23 protein-coding genes are annotated in these 23481 nt (G+C 44.1%); 15 read left to right on the top strand and 8 right to left on the bottom strand.

The window, feature by feature from the left end; genetic code table 11:
• Window positions 1-4: 4 nt before the first annotated feature.
• From B3O12_RS04415 to B3O12_RS04400, 4 genes are all read left to right on the top strand, one after another.
• Window positions 5-1393, top strand: coding sequence for a bifunctional UDP-3-O-[3-hydroxymyristoyl] N-acetylglucosamine deacetylase/3-hydroxyacyl-ACP dehydratase (locus B3O12_RS04415; RefSeq protein ID WP_189629376.1), 1389 nt, complete (start codon window positions 5-7; stop codon window positions 1391-1393).
• Window positions 1390-2172, top strand: a complete 783-nt coding sequence (gene lpxA, locus B3O12_RS04410; protein ID WP_189629375.1) for an acyl-ACP--UDP-N-acetylglucosamine O-acyltransferase — start codon at window positions 1390-1392, stop codon at window positions 2170-2172. Before B3O12_RS04415 ends, lpxA begins: the two co-directional genes overlap by 4 nt.
• A 1-nt stretch (window position 2173) precedes the next feature.
• Entirely contained in the window at window positions 2174-2791 is a 618-nt protein-coding gene (locus B3O12_RS04405) for an ABC transporter ATP-binding protein (RefSeq protein ID WP_286745629.1), read from the top strand.
• A gap of 62 nt (window positions 2792-2853) precedes the next feature.
• Window positions 2854-3336: a lipocalin family protein gene (locus tag B3O12_RS04400; RefSeq protein WP_189629373.1), complete on the top strand. Its 483-nt coding sequence runs from the start codon at window positions 2854-2856 to the stop codon at window positions 3334-3336.
• Window positions 3337-3470: 134 nt separating this feature from the next.
• Here the strand turns inward: B3O12_RS04400 and B3O12_RS04395 are convergent, their stop codons facing one another.
• On the bottom strand, window positions 3471-4661 hold the full coding sequence (locus B3O12_RS04395) for a VOC family protein (protein WP_286755431.1): 1191 nt from the start codon (window positions 4659-4661) through the stop codon (window positions 3471-3473).
• A 121-nt stretch (window positions 4662-4782) separates the two neighbouring features.
• Between B3O12_RS04395 and B3O12_RS04390 the strand changes: the two genes are divergently transcribed.
• From B3O12_RS04390 to B3O12_RS04380, 3 genes are all read left to right on the top strand, one after another.
• Window positions 4783-6183: a Gfo/Idh/MocA family protein gene (locus B3O12_RS04390; RefSeq protein ID WP_286755430.1), complete on the top strand. Its 1401-nt coding sequence runs from the start codon at window positions 4783-4785 to the stop codon at window positions 6181-6183.
• Window positions 6184-6536: 353 nt separating this feature from the next.
• Window positions 6537-7040 (top strand): hypothetical protein, encoded by a 504-nt coding sequence (locus tag B3O12_RS04385; RefSeq protein ID WP_286743212.1) that lies wholly within the window; start codon window positions 6537-6539, stop codon window positions 7038-7040.
• A gap of 595 nt (window positions 7041-7635) precedes the next feature.
• Window positions 7636-8229 (top strand): FISUMP domain-containing protein, encoded by a 594-nt coding sequence (locus B3O12_RS04380; protein ID WP_286755429.1) that lies wholly within the window; start codon window positions 7636-7638, stop codon window positions 8227-8229.
• Window positions 8230-8950: 721 nt separating this feature from the next.
• Here B3O12_RS04380 and B3O12_RS04375 read toward each other — a convergent pair.
• From B3O12_RS04375 to B3O12_RS04360, 4 genes are all read right to left on the bottom strand, one after another.
• Window positions 8951-9634, bottom strand: a complete 684-nt coding sequence (locus B3O12_RS04375; RefSeq protein WP_286755428.1) for a LytR/AlgR family response regulator transcription factor — start codon at window positions 9632-9634, stop codon at window positions 8951-8953.
• The gene (locus B3O12_RS04370) at window positions 9631-10641 is read right to left on the bottom strand and encodes a sensor histidine kinase (RefSeq protein WP_286755427.1); all 1011 of its coding nucleotides are present in this window, start codon (window positions 10639-10641) and stop codon (window positions 9631-9633) included. Before B3O12_RS04370 ends, B3O12_RS04375 begins: the two co-directional genes overlap by 4 nt.
• Entirely contained in the window at window positions 10638-11576 is a 939-nt protein-coding gene (locus B3O12_RS04365; RefSeq protein WP_286755426.1) for a hypothetical protein, read from the bottom strand. The genes B3O12_RS04370 and B3O12_RS04365 overlap by 4 nt, the downstream gene beginning before the upstream one ends.
• 161 nt (window positions 11577-11737) lie before the next feature.
• On the bottom strand, window positions 11738-12256 hold the full coding sequence (locus tag B3O12_RS04360; RefSeq protein WP_286755425.1) for a D-glycero-alpha-D-manno-heptose-1,7-bisphosphate 7-phosphatase: 519 nt from the start codon (window positions 12254-12256) through the stop codon (window positions 11738-11740).
• Between the two features lie 144 nt (window positions 12257-12400).
• Between B3O12_RS04360 and B3O12_RS04355 the strand changes: the two genes are divergently transcribed.
• On the top strand, window positions 12401-13189 hold the full coding sequence (locus B3O12_RS04355; protein WP_189629364.1) for a polyprenol monophosphomannose synthase: 789 nt from the start codon (window positions 12401-12403) through the stop codon (window positions 13187-13189).
• Here the strand turns inward: B3O12_RS04355 and B3O12_RS04350 are convergent.
• Window positions 13151-14380: an ABC transporter permease gene (locus tag B3O12_RS04350; protein WP_286755424.1), complete on the bottom strand. Its 1230-nt coding sequence runs from the start codon at window positions 14378-14380 to the stop codon at window positions 13151-13153. The genes B3O12_RS04355 and B3O12_RS04350 overlap by 39 nt on opposite strands.
• Before the next feature lie 45 nt (window positions 14381-14425).
• On the opposite strand from B3O12_RS04350, the gene B3O12_RS04345 reads away from it, so the two are divergent.
• From B3O12_RS04345 to B3O12_RS04335, 3 genes are all read left to right on the top strand, one after another.
• A complete protein-coding gene (locus tag B3O12_RS04345) occupies window positions 14426-15586 on the top strand; it encodes an exo-beta-N-acetylmuramidase NamZ family protein (protein ID WP_286755423.1) in 1161 nt (386 codons plus the stop codon).
• A gap of 539 nt (window positions 15587-16125) precedes the next feature.
• Window positions 16126-17046 carry a methionyl-tRNA formyltransferase gene (gene fmt, locus B3O12_RS04340; protein ID WP_286755422.1) on the top strand — a complete coding sequence of 307 codons (921 nt, stop codon included), beginning with the start codon at window positions 16126-16128 and terminating at the stop codon, window positions 17044-17046.
• Window positions 17043-17549 carry a dihydrofolate reductase gene (locus tag B3O12_RS04335; RefSeq protein WP_229838560.1) on the top strand — a complete coding sequence of 169 codons (507 nt, stop codon included), beginning with the start codon at window positions 17043-17045 and terminating at the stop codon, window positions 17547-17549. The genes fmt and B3O12_RS04335 overlap by 4 nt, the downstream gene beginning before the upstream one ends.
• Window positions 17550-17866: 317 nt before the next feature.
• On the opposite strand, the gene B3O12_RS04330 is transcribed toward B3O12_RS04335, so the two are convergent.
• Entirely contained in the window at window positions 17867-18022 is a 156-nt protein-coding gene (locus B3O12_RS04330; protein WP_286755420.1) for a GIY-YIG nuclease family protein, read from the bottom strand.
• A gap of 65 nt (window positions 18023-18087) precedes the next feature.
• On the opposite strand from B3O12_RS04330, the gene B3O12_RS04325 reads away from it, so the two are divergent.
• The gene (locus tag B3O12_RS04325) at window positions 18088-18876 is read left to right on the top strand and encodes an SDR family oxidoreductase (protein ID WP_286755419.1); all 789 of its coding nucleotides are present in this window, start codon (window positions 18088-18090) and stop codon (window positions 18874-18876) included.
• Window positions 18877-19069: 193 nt separating this feature from the next.
• Here the strand turns inward: B3O12_RS04325 and paaN are convergent, their stop codons facing one another.
• Entirely contained in the window at window positions 19070-20737 is a 1668-nt protein-coding gene (paaN, locus tag B3O12_RS04320; RefSeq protein WP_189629359.1) for a phenylacetic acid degradation protein PaaN, read from the bottom strand.
• 104 nt (window positions 20738-20841) lie between these two features.
• Here paaN and B3O12_RS04315 point away from each other — a divergent pair, with 104 nt between their 5' ends.
• From B3O12_RS04315 to mscL, 3 genes are all read left to right on the top strand, one after another.
• Entirely contained in the window at window positions 20842-21651 is an 810-nt protein-coding gene (locus B3O12_RS04315) for a hypothetical protein (protein ID WP_286755418.1), read from the top strand.
• A gap of 78 nt (window positions 21652-21729) precedes the next feature.
• Window positions 21730-22758: an AI-2E family transporter gene (locus tag B3O12_RS04310; RefSeq protein WP_286755417.1), complete on the top strand. Its 1029-nt coding sequence runs from the start codon at window positions 21730-21732 to the stop codon at window positions 22756-22758.
• Between the two features lie 222 nt (window positions 22759-22980).
• Window positions 22981-23385, top strand: a complete 405-nt coding sequence (gene mscL, locus B3O12_RS04305; protein WP_189629356.1) for a large-conductance mechanosensitive channel protein MscL — start codon at window positions 22981-22983, stop codon at window positions 23383-23385.
• The last annotated feature ends 96 nt before the right edge of the window (window positions 23386-23481 follow it).

Raw genomic sequence — 23481 nt, 5'->3', positions numbered from 1 at the left:
AAGCATGAAGACAAAGCAGCATACGATTAGGGAATCCATAACGGTATCTGGAGTTGGCCTCCATACGGGTGTCACTGCCAATATGACCTTCACTCCTGCCCCACCTAACCACGGCATTAAATTCCAGCGAATTGACTTGCCCGACCAGCCTGTTGTAGATGCTGATGTAGACTATGTTGTAGACCTTTCGAGAGGAACTACCATAGAACACAATGGAGCCCGGGTGAATACCGTAGAACATACTCTGGCTGCTTTAGTAGGCCTGGAAATAGACAACGTACTCATTAAAATTGATGGACCCGAGCCTCCAATATTGGACGGCAGCTCTAAAATGTTTATCGAGGCTTTGGAGAAGGTGGGCGTACAGCAGCAGAATGCACTGCGAAACTTTCTGGAGGTCACCGAAAGCATAATGTACCGCGACCCGGAAAGAGACGTAGAAATTGCAGCACTCCCTCTAGACGATTTTCGGGTTACGGTAATGGTCGATTACAACTCGCCAGTACTAGGTAGCCAGCATGCTTCGCTAACCGATATTCAAGACTTTAAAAAAGACATTGCCTCGAGCAGAACTTTCTGTTTTCTGCACGAATTGGAAATGCTTTATAAAAACAACCTCATTCGAGGTGGCGACCTAAACAATGCCATTGTGGTGGTAGACCGTGTGGTTAAAGACGAGGAGCTTGATTACCTGGCCGGTTTGTTTAACAAACCCAAAGTAGAGGTAAAGAAAGAGGGCATTCTAAACAATGTTGAACTTAGACACCGCAATGAACCTGCCCGCCATAAACTATTGGATGTAGTAGGAGATTTAGCGCTCGTTGGCCGCCCCATAAAAGCACAAATACTGGCCGCAAGGCCCGGGCATGCTGCCAACGTAGCATTTGCCAAAAAATTAAAGAAGGCTATGATGGCCAATAAGAGCTCAGCACCATATTACGACCCGAACGTTGAGCCGGTAATGGATATCAACCAAATCACACAAATTCTACCTCACCGATATCCGTTTTTGCTGATAGACAAGATATTTCATCTGGATGAAACTACCGTAGCAGGTATAAAGAATGTTACCGTTAACGAACCCTTTTTTACAGGCCATTTCCCCGGAAACCCGGTAATGCCGGGAGTACTACAAATTGAAGCTATGGCTCAGATTGGTGGTATCCTTGTCTTGAACACCGTACCCGATCCTGAGAACTACACACCCTATTTCCTCGGTATCGACAAATGTAAATTCAGAAAAATGGTCATCCCCGGAGACACCATCAAGTTCAAGTGTGAACTCACGGCTCCAATCAAACGAGGCATTGCTCAAATGAATGGATACGCCTACGTTGGAAACACCCTGGTGTGCGAAGCATCTATGACCGCAAGAATTGTAAAGAATCAATGAATCAACCCCTAGCATACATTCACCCGGAAGCCAAAATTGCGCGAAATGTGGTGATAGAACCTTTCGTAACCATTAGCAAAAACGTGGTCATAGAAGAAGGCACCTGGATAGGCTCCAACGTGACCATTATGGAAGGTGCAAGAATTGGTAAAAACGTAAAAATATTTCCCGGTGCAGTTGTATCGGCCATTCCTCAAGACCTGAAATTTGGTGGTGAAGACACCGTTTTAGAGGTTGGCGACAATACCGTAATCCGTGAGTGTGTAACCCTGAACAGGGGAACAGACGCCACCAACAAAACTGTGATTGGCAAGAACTGCCTGATTATGGCCTATACACACGTAGCTCACGACTGTATAATTGGCGACAATTGTATTTTGGTGAATGCCGTACAGTTGGCCGGCCATGTAACTATCGATGACTGGGCTATTGTTGGCGGAGCAGCCGCTGTTCACCAGTTTGTGAATATTGGTGCCCATACCATGGTTTCCGGTGGTTCATTGGTGCGAAAAGATGTGCCTCCCTATACCAAAGCCGGGCGTGAACCCCTCAGCTATGCAGGCATTAACTCCATTGGCCTTAGAAGACGCGGTTTCTCCAACGAGAAGATTGCGGAGATCCAGGAAATTTATCGCTACATATTCCTTAAAGGGTTGAACAACTCCAAAGCCCTCGATTTGGTAGAACTTGAAATGACCCCCTCGAAAGAACGCGATGAAATCATCAATTTCTTTAGAAATTCTGACCGGGGAGTAATGAAAGGATATAGCGCCAAGTAATATGCAGATTGCGGTTGAAGGTTTAGGTAAAAAATTTAACCGTGAGTGGATATTCAGGAACCTATCCATAGCCTTCGAAAAAGGCAAGCCTTGTGCTATAACAGGCGGCAATGGCAGTGGTAAATCTACCTTTTTACAAGTGCTATGTGGGTATATTCCGGCTTCGGAAGGTAAGGTTACCTATACGTTCAACAACAAACCGGTACCGACAGAATTAGTCTATCAACACTTCGATATTTCCACACCATACCTGGAGCTTATTGAGGAGTTTACCCTTCGTGAATTCCTAACCTTCCATTTTAAATTTAAGAAGCTCAAAGTAGGGTTAACCATCAATGACTTTGTAGAATTGGTGTATCTGCAAAATAGTGCCGAAAAACCTATTCGAAATTTTTCTTCGGGCATGAAGCAGAGACTTAAGTTGGGGCTTTGTTTTTATTCGCAAAGCGAGATATGCCTTTTAGACGAACCCACTACCAATTTAGATACGGCAGGAATAGCTTGGTATAGGAAGTCAGTAGAGGCTATTTTAGAAGATAAGCTAGTATTAGTAAGCTCCAACCAAAAACATGAATATGAATTTTGTACAGAGAGCTTACATATTCCCGACTTCAAATAGTCTTGGTATAAGCTCATTTTTTCCGAAAAAGTAATTATTATTGATTCTACAACAAACCCAACATGAACAAGATTAAAAGCTACTTTCTACCCCTCAGCCTGCTGCTTATTGTATTGACTGTCTTCTCTTGCGGAGGCGGTGGCGATGATGGTCCCAGCCTTACCCCTGAAGAACAACGGCTAGTAGACCTTGCGGGTACTTCCGGTGTTACCTGGGTAGCTACATCGGTTACCTTCGATGGCGCTCCTGCCAACGGGCTGGAAAACTTCTCCATGACCATTAGGGGAAATGCCACCAGCAAAACATACACCAGTACTGATGGTGATCCATTTTTTGGAGCCAGCGGCACCTGGGACTTTAATGGAAACAACATCAATGAGGTAATTTTCGATGGAGACAATTCCAATGTGTACAGCATATCGCTGAATGCAAGTGCTACGCCACCTACACTTACTATGACCGTTGATTACACCCGCTCGGGTGGTGTAGCTGCCGGGGTTAGTGGGGCTGATGGGCGTTATGTCTTCAACCTGGAAAAACAATAAGAAGCACGACAGCCCCAGTCAAAAAAAAGGTTGTCTTGAAAATGACTTTATGTCATTCTGAACCTATCTACCTTAAACGGATAAGTTCGGAATGACATTTTTTTTAGAGCCTAATTTTAGTAGATAACTCCTCTCTAATAAAAACGGTAGGCATATAACTCAGGGCCAATCAGACTACCCGAGAAGCCGGGATTACTGGTTCTCAAATAGTTTTGTAAAGCCTCCAATCGTTCTACTTTCCAGCCAATCTCCACTGCTTTTTCGTTGGCATAGTTCTCCATGCCTCTTCGTTCATCCACCAACCCTATAAAGCTACTGTGGGAGGTCTGAAATATCTTTGTCCACCCCTGGTCAGCTACCATTTCAAAACCCAATACCTCTTGATAGTAATTTTGTTGTGCCAATAAATCTTGGTGGTATGTCCAGGTAATAGAGCCATAGAAGCCTAAAGAATCGACAGTAGTTGTCAAATACGGCACCTTACTCAGTGCAGCCATTAGTAGTTCATTTTCCTGATGCTGCTTGAACTGCTCAAACTCCAGAAGATATCCTTCAGGATCAATAGCCACAAAACCATCGTGTGGTCCACCCTCCTTAGGTTTGTAACTATACTTTATGGGAATTCCCAGCTTCTGGACATAGGCGTACCATTCAGGCAACTGATCGGTAAGCAGGGCAATGGCCGTTGATTTAGGTTGTTCTTTGGGGTGTTCGGCAGATAGAGCATGCAGCTGAATGTAGGACGTAGAGCTTATTTGAAAACGGTTATCTTCAAGCGGGGTAAATCCCAATTGTTCAGCATAGAACTGCTTAGCCCTTGCAAGATCATTATAGTACAGGTGAGTGGTTTGCTCTTTAATACCAAAAGAGTTAATTGTTCGAAAGGCGGTATTCTCCATCAACAAATGGTTGATACCCTGAGTACTATATCCTAAAAGACGCCCCATGCGCCTGGCCAGCAACTGATCGTCCCACCTCCTTTCGGCAATGTCTTGTTTAAGTTGTCTGTACTGCTCTAACCGAAGGCTGTCTTTGAAGATAACGAAGACAGACCTTTCCCTGGTAGTCTCAGCGGGGAACAAAGCGCTAACCGGAAAGTTATCTTCCCTGTATACATACAAGTTATTTTTCCGGGCCACTTGTGCAAATTCTGGCATTGCCCGATCGGCCTCCTCTATTGTCATGGGATGGCTGAGAGCAATTGGTTTGGCGCCATTGGCCACCATTTCGCAATATACCTCAAAGCTGACCAGGTCGGTGGTACCGGGCTTGGTGCAGGCACACAGCAGTAGGGCAAAAATCCCTTGCAGAAATATTTTTTTCATTGAACTAAAATGATCAGAGGCTTCAGCAAATCAAAGGAAAGCCAAGCAAACTTAAGAAAGGGTTTGACTTTATGCCAAAAAGGTAAGAATATGCCCTTTCAACGTTAACTCACTACAAACTATGTCTAAACTCGACAGACGGAATTTTTTAAAGAAAACCTCACTTTCGGCTGCCGCTCTGGCTACAGCAACGGCATTTACCAGTTGCTCAGAGGAAGAGCAAACCAGACCTAGCGGCTCTCAATACATGGGAGACTTTGCCGCCCCAAAACTAGACCTTGTAAGAATAGCTCTTATTGGAGTGGGAGCTCGTGGCAGCGGGCATGCCCGGGACTTCGCCAGTCTTGAAGGCACTGAAATTGTGGCCATAAGCGATTTATACGAAGACTGGGCGCAGCGTTCAGCCGACCGATGTAAAGAAGCAGGCAACGGACAGCGCCATCAGGACATTAAGCTCTACCATGGCAGTGAAAATGGCTGGAAGCAAATGCTTGAAGAAGTTAAACCGGATGCGGTGATTATAAGCACCAATTGGGTGAACCATGCACCAATGGCTATTGAAAGCATGAAGCAGGGGGCTCACGCATTTGTAGAAGTACCTATGGCCACCACCATAGAAGATATGTGGGCTATTGTAGACACCTCTGAAGCTACGGGAAAGCATTGCATGATGATGGAAAATGTAAACTATGGCCGAGACGAACTCATGTTCTTAAATATGTGCAGGCAAGGGTTGATTGGCGATATTTTACATGGCGAAGCCTCTTACATACACGAACTGCGGTTCCAGATGGAAGAGCAGGAGCGTGGGACAGGCTCATGGAGAACCCACCACTATGCCAACCGAAACGGCAACCTCTACCCTACTCACGGTTTGGGTCCGGTGGCTCAGTATATGAACCTGGCAAGAACTGACGATAATTTCGGCACAATGGTATCCTACTCTACTCCGGCAATGGGCAGGGCCAAATATGCCAAGGCCAACTATGCAGCCGATCATAAGTGGAATCAATTGGAGTATAAAGGAGGCGACCTGAACACCTCTATAATCAAAACTGAACTTGGCAGAACCATTATGGTGCAATGGGACGAAACCAGCCCGCGTCCGTACTCAAGACTTAACCTAATACAGGGTACTTTGGGCACATTGGCCGGCTTCCCCACACGCGTTGCTTTGGAGGGTGGTGTGGAAGGACTTACCGACAACCATCATCAGTGGGCTCAAGGAAGAGAGGCCTTGGCGGCTTTATATGAAAGATATGATCACCCGCTGTACAAGAAGCTCAATGAGAGCACCAAAAACAGTGGCCACGGTGGAATGGACGGCATTATGCGTTATCGCATTGTAGAGTGTCTGCGCACCGGCACCCCTCTGGATCAAAACGTATACGAAGGTTGCTTCTGGAGCGCGGTTGGTCCTTTGAGTGAGAAATCTGTAGCTGAAGGCGGCATGCCGCAAGCTTTCCCTGACTTTACCCGTGGTGGGTGGAAAGAGACTAAGGCTTTAAGTATAATTAGCTAATCCTTTTTTTATCCCGAGTTTACCGAGGGATCGGCCATACATTTTGCCGATCCTTCCCCCGATAGCTATAAGTAATGCTCAGGATGGGAAAGTAACTAACTCATCTTCGTTTGCAACGAAGGTGCAAAAGCAGTCTATTTGTAATCGACACCTTTTTGTGCCGGAACAGACAGATTGCTTCGTCATGAAACCTTGCCCCCAATGTCTCAGGGCTCAAATTTCATTCCTCGCAATGACGAGCCCGATATTCACCCCCTGCCTGGGACATAGAGAACCCTATAATATTACGAGCAAAGCGTTGGAAGATTTGAGGGGAATTTGTTGAAGATTAACTGAATTCCTACCTTGAATGGATGTTGAAATTTGGGTTACTCTTTCTAGCTCTTTATGCTCTGTTTATCATTCCATCTGTTGCCCAAACGTCCGATTTACCAATCAAGACAGATCATTACAAAACCAAGGGCTTCGACTGCGTAATCTTTCCGGAGAACTATGTCGGATTAGGAATAGGTGAAACGAAAAGGTTTACCCCCTTAAGAACTGATATAGACCTAGCGGAAAAAGCATTGGCAAGGGACCTTGCCTTGCTAAACAAGGATAAGATTAATCAAGGAAAAGATTATGGCCCAATAATTCATAAAAACCTAAAGAAATACAAGCGCCAGTACCTAGGGTTCATTGATGAAAAAGGGAACAGGATTCTTTTTATTAATTGCTTTTGGGCTAAAGAAGACAACTCTTCTTTGTGGGAAGAAGAGATGATGATTGTCCTGGACGGAGGGAGCTATTATTGGTCTGTATACTATAATCTAGACAAAGGAGAGCTTTATCAATTGATGGTGAATGGGGTGTCCTAAAAATATTTGGTTTGAGTCCATTCTGAAGGGCCGGGACCCAATATCCGCGTGGCCATCGACCGCAACCGAAACTAAGAATGCCAATGCCACTTCGATGGTTTGATGCCTGCCTGCGCGTAGCCGCTTTGGCAAAGGCAGGTTGGTCGCTTTTTCTCCTGCCTCCCGACAGGTAGGTTTGTTACTTTTTCTTTGGAGAGTCAAAAGAAAAGCAAGCTCAAAGACTCCGTTAGAATGATGCTCTAAAAGGACAGCCTTTTATATCCTTCGGCTTCGCTCAGGACGGAAAAGAACTCTACCCCATCTTCGTTTGTAAAAAAGATACTCGTACGGTTCATTCGTAATCGGTACTATTGAATACCTTAAGCTTGCCCGGACTTTACTCATGTGGAATGGAAAGAAACCAAGGCGCTAGGCATAATCAGCTAAACTTTTTATCCCGGGTTTACAGAGGGATCGGCCAGGCGTTGGGCAGATTCTTCGGCTTCGCTCAGGATGGAAAGACTAATTAAACCACCGGTTTACACTTTGAGATGAAAATGGTTTACTCAAGAATTAAGTCTATTTTGGAATAACTCACTAAAGCCCCAACAATACAATGAAACGATTATCGCTTTTCACGCTCATCGCATTTTTTGCAACAAGTTGTCACCAAAACTTAAAGAGCTTAAAAGACATTGACGGTAACATCTATGAGGTTATAATTGTTGGGCAAAACTATTGGATGACCGAAAACTTAAGGGTAAAAAGAGACTCTTTGGGCAATGCAGTCCCATTCTTCTTTCCTGATGGAGACCTGGTTAACGCAGAATCATTTGGCCTGCTCTATGATTTCGAAAATGCTTGTAAAGTATGCCCCAAGGGTTGGAGACTCCCCAACAACGAAGAATGGAAGGAACTACTCAAAATCAACATCCTAAATAACGCTGGCAATTTTAAAGACTCTCAATTCTGGACAGGAGAAAGCAATTCAAATATCAGCGGATTCTCTGTTAGACCAGCCGGAATAGGCAATAACCAGGAGCACCCGAATAACTTTGGAGAAAACACATTGTTTTGGTCAAGCTCCAAAGAAGATCAGCATTTCATCTGGACGTACATTTTTGAAAAGGGAAGCAATAACATAAGAAAAGCTTCCCAGCACCCCACCTACGCATTTTCTGTTCGATGTACCAGAACCATTTCTAATTAGTCCCTCTTCTCTACAAGGTTACATCTATACTGCAGGTTGTTGTACCTTGGACTTAAGGTCTAAGTTTAAAATAAGCACTCACAAAATGTGAGCACTTAGTCTCGAGCCTTCTTGTTGAAAGGCGGGGATCCAATCCCGATAACTGTCGGGACGTGACCATCGACCGTAACCGAATCTAAGAATGCCAATGCCACTTCGATGGTTTTGATGCCTGCCTGCGCGTAGCCGCTTCGGCAAAGGCAGGTTGGTCGCTTTTTCTCCTGCCTCCCGACAGGTAGGTTTGTTACTTTTCTTTGGAGAGTCAAAAGAAAAGTAAGCTTAAAGGACAGCCTTTAGATCCTTCGGCTTCGCTCAGGATAGGAAAAAATTAATCCATCTTCGTTTGTAACAAAGATGCCAGAGCTGTCGACTTGTAATCGGTACTATTTAATACCTTAAGCTTGCCCGGACTTTACTCATGTGGAATGGAAAGAAACCAAGGCGTTGGGCATCATCAGCTAAACTTTTTACCCCGAGTTTACCGAGGGATCGGCCATACATTTTGCCGATCCTTCGGCTTCGCTCAGGATGGAAAAGAACTCAACCTCATCTTCGTTTATAACGAAGATGCCTGAGCAGTCGATTTGTAATTAATATCCTTTTGTGCCGGAACAGGCGGATTGCCACGTCCCAAGTTTGACTGAAGTCAAACTTTGTTCTCGCACAGGACTCCATTAATTGCTCAACCCAAGGCCTTTAAAACCACATCTCTATAACTCTGGCCAATGGAAATCATCTGACTACCAATCTTGATCTGATTGCCTTCAATATACTCCACCTTGGTTTTATTGATGATGTATGATTTATGTGTGCGAAGGAAGATTTGCTCTGGCAGTTCAGCCAGTAGCTTCTTCATGGTGGTAGTGACAATCAGCACTTTGTCTTTCAGGTGAACTTTCACATAATCACCTAAGGCTTCGCAGAAAAGAATGTCTTCATAAGGCGTTCGGTACATCTTCTTATCGGCCTTCAGCATAATGTAATCCTGAACTGGAAGAGAAGTGCTGTTCTGACCGAACTTATCTTTCACCTTTTGAATGGCCTTGATAAAACGCTCGAAAGCAATAGGCTTCATCAGGTAATCGATGGCGTTCAGTTCAAAACCTTCTACGGCAAATTCAGAATAGGCGGTGGTGAAGATTACTTCCGGTTTCTTCTGTAGCGATTTATAGAAGTTCACCCCAGAAAGCTTGGGCATATTGATATCCAGAAAGAGCAGGTCTACCTCATACTTCTCTAGAAAGCTCATGGCTTCCAGAGCATCTTTGCTCTCTCCTGCCAACTCTAAGTCCGGATGATCAGCCACAAAGCCTTTCAGCACCTGACGGCTCAATGGTTCATCATCAACAATTAGGCATCGGATCATTTCAGTTTCAATTTAACTTCAAAAACCTTTTCAGTTTCAGCAATCTCGAGCTCATGAGATTTTGGGTAAATCAACTCCAGTCTTCGTCTCACATTCTCCAGCCCAATCCCTCCAAATTTACCTTGCTCCATATCATCTACCTTACCTTTATTGTTGACAATATTGAATTCAATTCCCTTCTCCACATCGAGAGTAATATTGATAAAAGCCGATTCAGAAACACCTTTCACTCCATGCTTAAAGGCATTTTCAATCAGTGGAAAGAAGAGTAAAGGAGCTACTTTCTTATCCTTCAAATTTCCCTGCACCTCAAAATGAACCTTGGTGGAGTCATCGGCCCTCAGCTTTTGCAGCTCGATATAATTCTCAATCATTTCAACCTCTTTCTCAATATCCACCTTTTCTTCTCCTACTTCATAGAGCATGTAACGCAACAGGTTGGAAAGCTCCAACACGGTCTCCGCAGTCCGTTCACTTTTGGCTAGGGCCAGAGAATAAATACTGTTCAAACTGTTGAATAGAAAGTGAGGGTTCACCTGAGTTTTCAAGGAGTTCAGTTCAATGGAAAGCTTCTCCCTTTCCACCTGCTGGAGCTTATACCACGACTTTGAAAGTGTGAGGAGTGTGCTTAATACCAGATAAATAATAAATATGGTGATCAGCACCTCAGCATCTGTGAAGGATACCATGTAGTACTCCGTTGGAAGGGCGGGCAAAATCAATTCGAACGTGAGTTCATGCACACCATAGGTAACCAATAGGAGTAACGCTACGGCCGGAATATAAAAATGATATTTGCCCTTCTTGAGAAGTTTCGGAACGAGAATCAAAAGATTCACATAAACCAAAAAGAGCAAAGGAATGTGGAACAGCAGCGAGTAGAAAAAGTCGATGAACTTCAAGAGGTTGGAAATGGCGAAATAGTTACCAATCGCATAAACGGAGAGCACCCAGAAAACCGGGTGCTGAATCCATTTTGAGTTTATGACCTGCTGTAACTTTCTCATTGAGCCATTTTGGTGTAGATTTCTCCTTCTTCAAAGACCCTCTCATCATTCGAGTATTTACTAAGGAATTTCTGAATATCTTTGGGCTGAGCGGTAATTAGTACCGTTCCATCTACCATTTCGTGTCTAAGTCTTACTAAGTTTCTTTCGAAAAGCTCATTCAGTTTTTTAAGATCGAATAATGTTAATTTCAACTTACCTTCCTCTAAATTCATTTTCATAAAGGAATGAACCGGAAACATATTTTCACCGAAAGAAGAATCTGTGAATTCTGGCAAAGGGTAAATATCTAGGAAATAGTCCTCTCCAATCTTTACTACGTGTACTTGGTACACCTCCTTATCACCATCATTCATTGCGATCATTTTATAGCTTTGCTCCCTGGTAAGGTATGCCGAACCCTTGAATTTCGCTTCGGTCTCTTTAAGAGCTTTGCCCAATTCGCCAACACCATTCCCCAGGTCCTTCAGCATCTTTCCAAACTCGTTGCCTTCAGAGTTTATAGCTGAATCCAGTTGCCCAGCCATTTCCCCGACTCCCTTTTCCAAATCCGTTTTCATTCCAGAAAACAGCTCATCATAGTAAGCTTTAACTTTTACGGGATCAGAAACCTCCTTGCCATCAATTTCTACTGTAATGGGATCATCAGACTTAATGCTCCATCCGTCACCTTGCATGGCATAGGAATATGTATCCTGATCGCCATCACTGTCTTCATTCATTGTAATTCCATCATCCTCTTCATTATTAGATTCACCCATTGGAGTAAACTCTATATAGTCATCTGGATCGTTAGGGTCAGTAAACCATTTACCTACTAGTTCAGGCAAATAAACAAGGGTGTCTTCCGTATAGATTGGGAAAAGTGAATACACACAGGAACTCATCAGGAAGACCAATGCACTGAAGGCCGCAAATACTTTTAACTTTTTCATGGTTTTGAATTTTTGACTTTTCATGCTTCAAATGTGGCCGAACCCTCAGACCTACTCAAATTTTATCGGTGAACACGGTGATTTTCAGGATGAACGTGGCCAAGGCCGGTAATGAGTAGTGGGTACATAGACGGAAGACCGAAGTCGGAAGACGGAAGTAACTATTCATCATTCAAAATTACAGCGGCTGCTTCGACTAAGTCACTCACCTTAAAATCAGCGTATTCAGAAGCCTGTTTATCAGTCAAGTGAATAGTTCCTATTCCTAATTTTTTAGCCGGAATAAGATCTCTTTCCTTATCTCCTATCATCCAGCTTTGGGTAGGATCAATTCCAAATTTGGCTATGGCCTTTTCAAACATGAGCGAATCCGGCTTGCGTAGTAAACTTTTACTCACCGACTCGTGCCCCGGTGCGAAATACAAGGCATCTATTATCCCTCCGCACGCATGCTGTACAATGGCATGACATTCATACACAAATGCTTCAGTATAGCTCCCCTTAGCAATACCACTCTGGTTGGTTACTACAATCAATAGATAGCCTGCATCTTTCAAGCTTCGTAAAAAGCCCCCTACTCCCTGCTTAAGCCTAAAATCTTTCAGATCAGTAATCTGAAATCCCAACTCTTCGTTGAGCACCCCGTCTCTATCTAGAAATACGCATTTCGCAAGATTCATCTTAACATCTTTTATAGAAAACCGATCAACGCTGTGCTCAAACAGTCGTTTCTCCTTATATTCAATTTAGAGCTAAAATAAGGAAAGTTAATTTCCATCCCTGAATCGCTCTTTATTGGAAATCGTTTAGCTTTGCCGATTCCTATGAGTGATAGTATTGTATTAATTCCCACTTATAACGAAAAAGAGAACATTGCGGAAATGATTCAGACCGTAATGGCTCTTCCAAAAGATTTTCATCTACTGATAATCGATGACAATTCTCCTGATGGTACGGCCAAAATTGTAAAAAAACTTATGCCTCAGTATGAGGGCAGGCTCTATCTGGAAGAAAGAAAGGGCAAATTGGGTTTGGGTACGGCATACATTCATGGCTTCAGATGGGCGCTCAGGCGCGACTACGAGTATATTTTTGAAATGGATGCAGATTTCTCGCACAATCCGCAAGACCTTATCCGGCTCTATGAAGCCTGTGCTCTGAAAGGGAGTCATATGTCTATTGGTTCGCGCTATGTTACAGGGGTGAATGTAGTAAACTGGCCCATGAGCAGGGTTATGCTCAGCTATTTTGCCAGCCATTATGTGCGCCTTATTACGGGCATGCCCATTAACGATACCACTGCGGGGTTTAAATGTTACCATCGCTCTGTGTTGGAAACCATTGAACTGGACAGGGTTCGATTCATGGGCTATGCCTTCCAAATAGAAATGAAATTTCTTACCTGGAAATACGGATTCAGTATTGAGGAGGTACCCATCATATTTACAGACCGCACCAAAGGTGAATCGAAAATGAGTGGGGGTATTATAAAAGAAGCCGTATTGGGGGTTATTCAAATTAAACTCAACAGCCTGTTTCGAACCTTTAGGAGAGAAATGCCGCTTCAGCCCGGACTAATCGAAGCGGATGGCTTTAACGGGACTAACCCGTGAAATAATAGCCGTAGGTAAAATAAGTGTTACTCCAACCAACAGTAAGGTAATTGCATTAATGGCCACAAATCTCCACCAGTTCCAGTCAATTGGTACATGGCTCATGTAATAAGTGGCCGCATCGAGAGGAATGACCTGATAACTGTATTGTAGCCAACCAAAAATAAGGGCAATGCCGTTTCCTATTAATAGCCCCTTTAGTACCAGCCTTACACCATTAAAAGTAAAAATACGCCTAATGAGCTGATTGGTAGCCCCAAACGCTTTGAATGAACCAATCATTGAGGTGCGTTCCATAATGAGTATGAAAAGCACCGAAACCATATTGAAACAGGCCACAAACAGAATGAGGCCGATCAATATGTACACATTTTGAGTCAGTAAATTGAGCCAATCGAAAACATTGGCAAATTTCTCATCCATTCGGATAGTCAGATAGCCATACTCTTCTCCGTTAACTATGTCGTTGAGCGCATCGTGTCCCGCTTCAATATGGGCATAGTCTTCTACAAAAACCTCATAGCCCCCTACCTGATCATCGCTCCATCCGTTTAGACTTCTCACAAGTCCAATATCTCCAATCACCACCTGAGCATCGAAATCTTCCAAACCCGAAGTAAAGATGCCCTTAACCACCAGGCTTCGAACCCTTGGAGGATCCATTATAAAATACGCCACCACCTTATCGCCAACTCCCACTTGCATTTGTCTGGCTTGTTTCTCACTAATGAGTACCTCGTTCGAAAACTCGCCCGACTGAGAAAACACAGGAAAACTGCCCTCCTGCAAGTAAGGAGCAAAAGAAAGTGTATCGAAACTAGGCCCCATTCCTTTAAATAAAAGGCCAAAAACCTCATTGTTCATAGATATGAGGCCCGGCTTATGAGCAAATTCCTGAATGTGGCGTATTTGAGAATGCGCTAATACCTGTTCGCGTACAGAGGTTTCCAAAGTAATAGGATCTTCTTCGTAGGCGTTGGCCAAGGTGAACTTTCTAACTTGCAGATGGCCCGAAAAACTAAATATCTTGTCTTTAATGCTGTTCTGAAAACCTCCCAAAACCATAAAAGAAATAACCATAATGGCTATACCCAATGCCACACTAGCGATAGCCACTTTATGGATGGTACCAGAAAAACTACCTTTTTCGGTATTATTTATTCTTTTAGAAACGAAGTAAGGGAGGTTCAAGATAATGGTTATTTTAGCCTCAACGCTCAAAGATAAACGAAGCAGATGATTCGCCTATTCCTATCCCTTCTCATTTTTTCATGTTTTGCCTGTTCGCAAGCACAAGAAACTCAAGACCTAAGCCTGGGTGCCGAGCGCATGGACGCATACCTACCTTTATTTGAAGGCAAACGAGTGGCTTTGGTGGTAAACCAAACCTCAACCATAGGTCAAACCCATTTGGTTGACACCCTTTTAAGCAGAGGGGTAAATGTGGTGAAAGTGATGGCTCCCGAGCATGGCTTTAGAGGAGAAGCACCTGATGGTGAAACTATCGACAATACCAAAGACCCTAAAACCGGCCTGCCCATCATTTCTATTTATGGCAAAACCAAAAAGCCTTCGGCCGAAATGCTAGCCGATGTGGATGTACTCATTTTCGACATTCAGGATGTTGGCGTGCGTTTTTACACTTTTATCAGCACCATGCATTATGTGATGGAAGCGGCAGCCGAAAATGGCAAAAAAGTGCTGGTTCTCGACCGGCCCAATCCCAACGGCATGTATGTGGATGGCCCTGTCAAAGATGACGACATCAACAGCTTTGTGGCCATGCATCCAATACCCGTAGTTCATGGGCTAACTGTTGGTGAATTGGCCAAGATGATTAATGGAGAAGGTTGGCTTGAAGGGGGAGTAAAGGCCGACTTGACAGTCGTTCCAATGAAAGGTTGGGACCATACGCAGACCTACTCATTACCTATCAGTCCATCGCCCAACCTGCCAACAGATAATTCTATTGTCCTTTACCCCAGTCTGGCCCTATTTGAAGGCACTGTGGTAAGCGTAGGCCGAGGCACTGACCATCCTTTCGAGGTTATTGGCCACCCTGATTATACGCTTGGTTCTTACTCATTCACTCCAAAGCCCAATGCAGGTTCCAAATACCCACCATTGGAAGGGAAAGAATGCTTTGGGCAGAGTTTTGTAGGCATAGAAGCCCCTCATGAATTCACCCTCAAATATCTGCTTCAGTATCACAATGAACTGAAAGATGATACTACCTTCTTTAGAGATTACATTGACCTACTAGCCGGCACCAAGGAATTTCGTAAGCAAGTAGAGTCTGGCTTAAGCGAAGAGCAAATCAGAGCCACCTGGCAACCTAAGCTGAATGCTTACAAAGCAATTCGCAAGAAGTATTTGTTGTATCAGGATTTTGAGTGACCCTCTCCGCCTATCTGCAGCTCCTTAAGATTTAAAACATGAAGAAAGTAGCGTCATCCCAGTGTAAACGGGAATCTCCTGATATTTTTTGTGGGGATTCCTGCCTGCGCAGGAATGACATTAATTAAGGAAAGGAATTAGTAACCAGCAGCCTCTAACTCCCAAGGAGGGCTGGGATCCAAAAACAGCGTGACCATCGACCGAGCTATTAGCTAAAAGCACCTTGTTACTTCGATGGTTTTGATGCCTGCCTGCGCGTAGCCGCTTCGGCAAAGGCAGGTTGGTCGCTTTTTCTCCTGCCTGCCGGCAGGCAGGTTTGTTACTTTTCTTTTGGAGAATCAAAAGAAAAGTGAATTGAATATCAATAACTAGAAACCGTTCTAGCCGATCCCTCCTTAGGTCGGGATGAAAAATCCACCTCCGTCCTTCGGACACCGCTCCCGATAGCTATCGGAAGGAGTTGGGGGTGAATACTTGAACTTTCAAAGGCAATGAACCTTCCAATACATTCCCTATTTTTGCCTTCAGAAAATCACTGAATGACAGACCTCCGAATTATATATATGGGTACCCCGGAATTTGCGGTACCAAGCTTACAAAAACTGGTTGAAAATGGCTTCAATGTGGTGGCAGTGATTACAGCTCCTGACAAACCCAAGGGCAGGGGACAAAAGCTGGCCACTTCTCCTGTAAAGGACTATGCCGTTTCTCAAAACATTCCGGTGCTTCAACCCACCAATCTAAAGTCTCCTGAGTTTATTGAAGAGCTGAGAAGCTACAAAGCCAACCTGCAAATTGTGGTCGCTTTTCGCATGTTGCCGGAAGTTGTCTGGGATATGCCAGAGATTGGAACTTTCAACTTGCATGCTTCACTGCTTCCACAATATCGTGGAGCAGCGCCAATTAACTGGGCGATTATTAACGGAGAAAAGGAAACAGGAGTAACTACCTTCTTCCTCAAGCATGAGATCGATACCGGCAATATTATTTTTCAGGAAAAAGAACCTATCGAAGAAGACGACAATGTGGGTGATTTGTATGAACGTTTAATGGCGAAGGGAGCCAATCTTGTGCTAAAAACGGTTAAAGCCATTCAACAGGGCGACTATCCGCAACTACCGCAAGACGAAAGCGGAGAAATTAAACATGCCCCTAAAATTTTTAAAGAAACCTGCGAAATCGACTGGAAAAAATCTTCGGAAGAAGTGTATAACTTCATCCGTGGATTGTCGCCCTACCCTGCAGCCTGGACCACAATAAATGGGGTACAGTTTAAGATTTACGACACCGAGAAGCTCGACTTTGCAGTGGCCGGAGAAAATCCCGGAGACTACTCTACTGACAATAAAACCTACCTCCATATACAAACCGGAGGAAAGGCACTGGCCATTAAAGAACTGCAAATGCAGGGCAAAAAGCGCATGAAGATTGAAGATTTCTTAAGAGGGAATAGCCTATGATCAGAACAATAGTAGTCGCAAAATCAAAGAACAACGCCATAGGAAAGGATAATGACCTACTTTGGCGATTGCCAGATGACTTCCGCTTCTTTAAGCAAGTCACCTTAGATCATGCTGTGATCTTAGGTCGAAAAACCTTCGATTCGCTGCCCGGACTTCTCCCCAAAAGAACCTTCATTATCGTTACCAGACAAAAAGACTATGAGGCTCCGAAAGGTCACTTTGCCGTCAATAGTCTCGAAGCTGCCTTTGAGTTAGCCCAAAATGAACTGAAGGTAGAGGAAGTGTTCATTATTGGTGGCGGAGTCATTTACAAGGACTCGCTAGACAAAGGACTGGTCGATAAAATGCATATCACGGAGGTCAATGCCATTATCGAAGAGGCTGACACATTCTTCCCCGAGTTCGAACACAAAAACTGGAAGGAAGAAACCCGCGTTCACCACCCGGCAGACGAAAAGCACCAATATGCTTTTGACTTTGTAACTTATCTCAAGAAATAGACTAATCCCCTCACCCCCCTTTTCAAAGAGGGAGATAGTCCGTGCCATCATCCATCTGTGGCAGAAGTCCATGGACTTAACTGATGCTTGCTGATTCGCGCGCGTTGAGCCCAATCCCGATAACTATCGGGACGTGACCAACTCCAGGTCTGTCATTCCTGCGCAGGTAGGAATCTCCTTTTTTGAATCGAAAAACATCATCATTCAACCTTCTCATTTCCGGATTCATTTCTTTAATGATTCTCTCCTTCCATTCCCTTTTCCTCTTCTTGAGTAATTTCTCTCGAGCAACGGCAGACTCAATATGATTGAAAACCTCATAGTAAATCAAACACAATTGTATTTCCTAGCCCCCCCTTCATTAAACCATTTTCATGCTGATAGGCTCTGCTTTCCAAATCGGAAGTAACTCCGATATAAAATACAGTTCTATGAGTATTTGACAGGATGTATACATAACCGTTTTTACCCATGATTTAATTTGGCCAAATTAAGAGGGATTCTTGCCTACGCAGGTCAGACAATAACTAATATGGGTATGAACCTACAAAACAAAACCATCTGGCTCACAGGAGCATCGTCAGGCATTGGCGAAGCACTCGCCAAACAGCTTTCCCAGTTTCCAATTAATCTTATCCTTTCTTCAAGAAGAGAAGAAGAACTCAAAAGGGTAAAATCTGAATGTTTGAATCAGGATAGAATCAAAGTGCTTCCACTCGATTTGATGCAATCGGAAACCTTCGAGCCTAAAGTTCAGGAAGCCATTTCTGCCTTTCACCAAGTAGACATCCTAATCAACAATGGAGGCCGCAGCCAAAGATCGCTGGTCAAAGACACAGTGCTTCAAGTGGACCGCGACCTGATGGAAGTAAACTACTTCGGGTCAGTCGGGCTTACAAAGGCACTTCTCCCTCATATGCTGGAAAGAGGCTCTGGACACTTTGTAGTGGTTACCAGCCTAACCGGAATCTTCGGCACTCCATATCGATCTGGTTATGCAGCAAGCAAACATGCACTGCATGGGTTCTACGACAGCATGCGAGCGGAATTGGAAGACAGTGGTATTAAAGTGACCATTGCCGCCCCCGGCTTTGTTAAAACGAATGTAAGTATTAATGCCTTCACTGGTGATGGCTCAGCACTGGGCAGTATGGACAGTGCTCAGGCCAATGGACTCACACCAGATGAATGCGCCAAAGCCATTATCAGAGCAATGATTAAAGAGAAAAGGGAAGTCTACATTGGAAAAGAATCTTACGGAGCTTACGTTAAGCGTTTTCTACCCGGATTGTTTGCAAGCATGATTAAGAGAGCAAAAGTGAGATGAGTTTAAACAGAGATCCCCGATCAAGTCGGGGATGACACTATTGATGAGGGTTCGTCATTCCTGATCATTAAGTCGGGGATGATGATAGTGGTGATGGTTCGTGATTGCTAATCAGGCTAGGGATGACGGCAATCATACGGAACCGTCATCCCCGGCCCACCCTCAAACAGGGAATTCCTAATATTTCACCGGCCTATGCAGGTTCTCGCATCCCCACCCAGGTAAACCGTCTGTTGACATAGTCCGGGTTAGTGAAAGAAGCATTTCCGGCAGGATTGCCTCCTGTTACGTGGAAATCAGAAAACGCAGCGTTTTGGTTTACAAAGATTTGACCGGTAAGATTAAACGAAACCGGGGTTGCTGCCAGTGACATCTCATCGGCAATATATTCTTTCATTTCCTCATCTGTGGTGTAAGCTCCGCACGATATTGCACCATAGGTTTCGGCCATTTCACGAGCCAGTGCCACTGATTCGCGTGTATCTTTAGTCTTGATGAGGAAGGCTATTGGTCCAAACATTTCTTTAGAAAACTTATCCTTATCGGCCGCAGTCAGCTCAATATAAGTAGGTGTTTGGGTTCTGGCATTCTTAAAATAAGGCACCGATTGCTCAATGCTACGGGTTTCCAACCTTACCTTGCCTCCAATAGACTTGGCAGCAGAAGTTGTTCTTTCGGCTGTCAATGGGTTTTGAATGGTTCCGGCTACAAAAGGCCCGGCTTTCGGGTTGTCTATAAGTCCGTTTGTAAATTCTACAATCTTTTGAGCCACCTCATCAAAGCTCACTACTCCTTCCGGTGTCTTTACTCCGCCTTCGGGAATAAAAAAGTTTTGTGGAGCAGTACACATTTGCCCGGAATAGAGTGCTACCGAAAATGTAATGTTCTGAATCATCTTATCCAGATTATCGGTAGAATCCAAAATCATAGAATTCACCCCTGTTTTCTCAGTAAATACTGCTTTGGGCAAAGATTCCAGATAGCTTCCGAACTCAGAATTACCGGTAAAGTCTACCAGCTTCACTTTGGGATGTTCGGCCAATTCTTTGGCTATGGGTTTGTCTTTGGTATCTACTGCCAATTGGCAAACCTCCGGATCGAAGCCCGCACTTCGCAAGGCATTTCTAATCTCTGCCACCACAATGGCCATTGGTAAAACTGCTCCCGGGTGGGGTTTTACAATTACTGAGTTTCCGGTAATCATGTTGGCATAAACGCCCGGCACAGAATTCCATGTAGGGAAGGTAGAGCAGCCTATTACCAATCCAATGCCTTTTGGCACAGCTCTCCACTCTTTGTTTATAGTCAGGTTATACTTACCCATGGGCTTTTCCCAAACTGCTTTTTCCGGGAAACGACCCAACTCCTCATAACCGGCTGCTACCGCCTCCAGTGCCCGGTCTGCCGCATGCGGACCAGAGGCCTGAAAAGCCATCATATAGCCCTGCCCTGTGGTATGCATAGTAGCATAGGCATTTTCAAAAAAACGCTTAGAAAATCGTTCTAACGAATCGATTAGTACCGCTGCCCGATCTTCTTTAGATACCTTTCTCCAGCTATGGAAAGCTTTTTCAGCACGCTCAAGCAGTACATCATTAGAAAACTGCGGATAGGTAGTACCTACGGGTTCATCGAAATAAGGAGAGTGCTCTTCGCCTACCCATGCCTCTTCACCACTTTGTTGTAGCTCCTCAAACTTACCTTTACGAAGTTGTTTAAAGGCATTCTTACCTTCCTCATCGGCTGTTTCTCCATAAATGGCCGGAGATGGGTGTTCAGGATATTGGGCATGAAAAACCCGGGTGTGTAATGCCTCAATGGCTTTATCCAAAATTTCTTTTTGTGCAGTTGTCAATCCCATAACTAACGTTTGTTTGGTTTCGAATTTAGCTCTAAATGCACAAAGAACAATAGCCTGAACCGATTGTTAAAAGGGAAAGCCGTGCAGTAGTCTTCTTCTGGACTATGAATTTGCGGTGGCGAATGGTTAACTTTGAAGTATACCTCTTTACCATGAAAAATATTCTGATTGCTATTCTCCTTTTTGCTGCTCCCACCCTTATGGCGCAACAAGCTAAGGCTACGAAAGTTGTGGTTCGCACTCAGGCCAAAGACGCCAAATTTATTGGCTCCAGCATGGGCGGTTCGCTTATCATAATCCGTGATGCCCAAACCAATGAAATACTGGCTAAAGGATATACTAAAGGTGGAACGGGCAATACAGACCTCATTATGCGCAATGCCAGAGAGCGGTACCAATCCATCACCGATGGGGCTGCCTACTTTGAAGCCAACTTGTCTCTGAGCAAGCCTTTGCTGGTAACCATAGAAGCGCAGGCGCCAGCACACCACGAAGAAGCACGCGTTATGGCTCAAACTCAGGCATGGCTCATTCCCGGCAAACCCATGGATGGCGAGGGCATTCTTGTGGAAATACCGGGTTTTGTGGTCGATGGCCTTTACCCACAGACCCATCAGGGTTTCTCTTTGAAAGAAACGACAAGCGTAGAATTAAAAGCCAATATAGTAATGATGTGTGGTTGCACCATTTCTGACGGAGGCCTCTGGGATGCGGGGCGCATGGAGGTAGAGGCAATGGTCTCTATTGATGGTGAATATGTTCGTACCGTAACCATGCAACTAAAGGAGAATAATACTTTCGTGGCCAATCTGCCGCTGGAAAAAACGGGCTCCTATGAAGTAATTATTTCCGCCTACCATATACAGTCTAAAAACACGGGAGTCGATGAACTGTACTTTAGGGTGAGCCAATAAGTTCACATAAACTTATTTGGGTGTACTAAACATTTCTTACCCTATGTGGTATAACTTTGCGGGCCTTAACGCACAGCAATGAACGACAGAAAAACAACCAACATATTACTGCTTATAATAGTGGTGCCACTGGTTTTCTACATGCTCAAAACCCTGTCTTTTATTTTCATTCCTTTGGTATCGAGCATGTTCATTGCACTCATATTTCTACCACTCATGCGGTGGCTCAAAAAGAAAGGCAGCCCCAAATACCTCAACATATTTATAGTGGTGGTTATTATGGCCATATGCTTTAAGCTCTTTGGAGAACTCATGCAGCTTTCTAGTCGTGAAATTCTGGCTACGGACAATCAGTTTTTTGAACGAGCGAAAGCTAAACTAGGACAGCTCATTGCAAGTCTGGAAGGCTTTTTTGGTGTAGATTTTCTCAAAGGCGAAGAAACACTCAAAGACCTGGTGAGCAAAGAGGCCGTAATGAAAAATCTGGTACCTACGGTCGATTTTGTGAGTGGAACAATATCTATGTTGCTCACCACCATATTCTTTGTACTTCTTTTGTTGGCAGAGTCATTCGATGTGCAAAAAATAATGCGATCTACGCTTATAAAGCAGCAGTTTGCTTCTATAAAGACCTTCCGGAAAATAGAAAAAGACCTGCTCACCTTCATTAAGGTGAAGTTCTTTGTGAGCTTGCTTACGGGAATTGGCACCGGACTGGTCTGCTGGTTTTTTGGCGTAAGCTTCCCTATTTTCTGGGGTCTGTTCGGCTTTGCCATCAACTTTGTTCAAATGGTGGGGTCGGTAATTTGCGTAATAACCGTTACCATTTTTGCTTTTGTAGAAATAGACTCCGCGTCTATGCTGTTGTTCTTCGCATTATCGGCCACGGGTGTTCAGGCCTTATTTGGCGGAGTTCTGGAACCCATTTTCATGGGCAAGTCTTTCTCTATCAATGTCATTACCATACTCATTGCCCTTATGCTATGGGGGTTTGTATGGGGAGTACCCGGACTCATAATGTCCATTCCTATTACGGTTTTTCTAAAAGTGCTCTTCGAGCAATACAAAAGCACCCGCATGATAGCCCAGTTAATGTCAGGGCAATAAAGCTCCACTGGTTACAGGCGCAAAGCAACGCTTGAGAAAAGGGCAGGCCGATAAATCTGTTTTTTTTTGCAAGATAGTAGTTGTTTGAGTCTAGGGCTCTCTGGTTACAATCGTCTCATTATCAAAAAAGTGTGTATATTCACCCTCCCTCCACCAGAGATTATTTCTTATCTTTCTTCATACCCTTCGGGGCCAACAATCAACCTTAAACGTTAATTACTAATGAAAGAATTTCAGAAATTCATCTCGAAAGGCAATGTAGTAGAAATTGCCGTTGGTCTTATTATGGCCACTTATTTTGGAGCTATTGCCAAATCTTTGGTCAATGACGTGCTCATGCCGCCTATTGGCTTGCTGCTTGGAGGCGTTGATTTTTCTACCATGAAAATTGTGTTGCAAGAGGCAACAGCAGAAGGCACGGCAGAGGTAGCCATCAACTATGGAGTGTTTATCAATACCATACTCACCTTCCTTATTGTGGCTATGGCCGTATTCATGATTGTAAAGGGATATAACCGAATGAAGGAAAAGTGGGAGAAGAAAGAAGAAGCCAAGCCGGCAGCTCCTCCTGCACCATCTAAAGAAGAGCTACTTCTTACTGAAATAAGAGATTTGCTCAAAAAGTAAGTGTCAGAATCTCAAAGGTGGCGAGGTAAAAGAGCCTTCCTATAGCCTGCCTGTACCACTTTTGAGATTCTTTATTTAACCTGAGTTCGATGTAAG

The sequence above is a fragment of the Roseivirga sp. UBA838 genome, assembly GCF_002296035.1.
GTDB classification, from domain to species: Bacteria; Bacteroidota; Bacteroidia; order Cytophagales; family Cyclobacteriaceae; genus Roseivirga; species Roseivirga thermotolerans.
The sequence above is the reverse complement of the archived record's forward strand: the minus strand, read 5'-3'. Positions and strand labels throughout refer to the sequence as shown.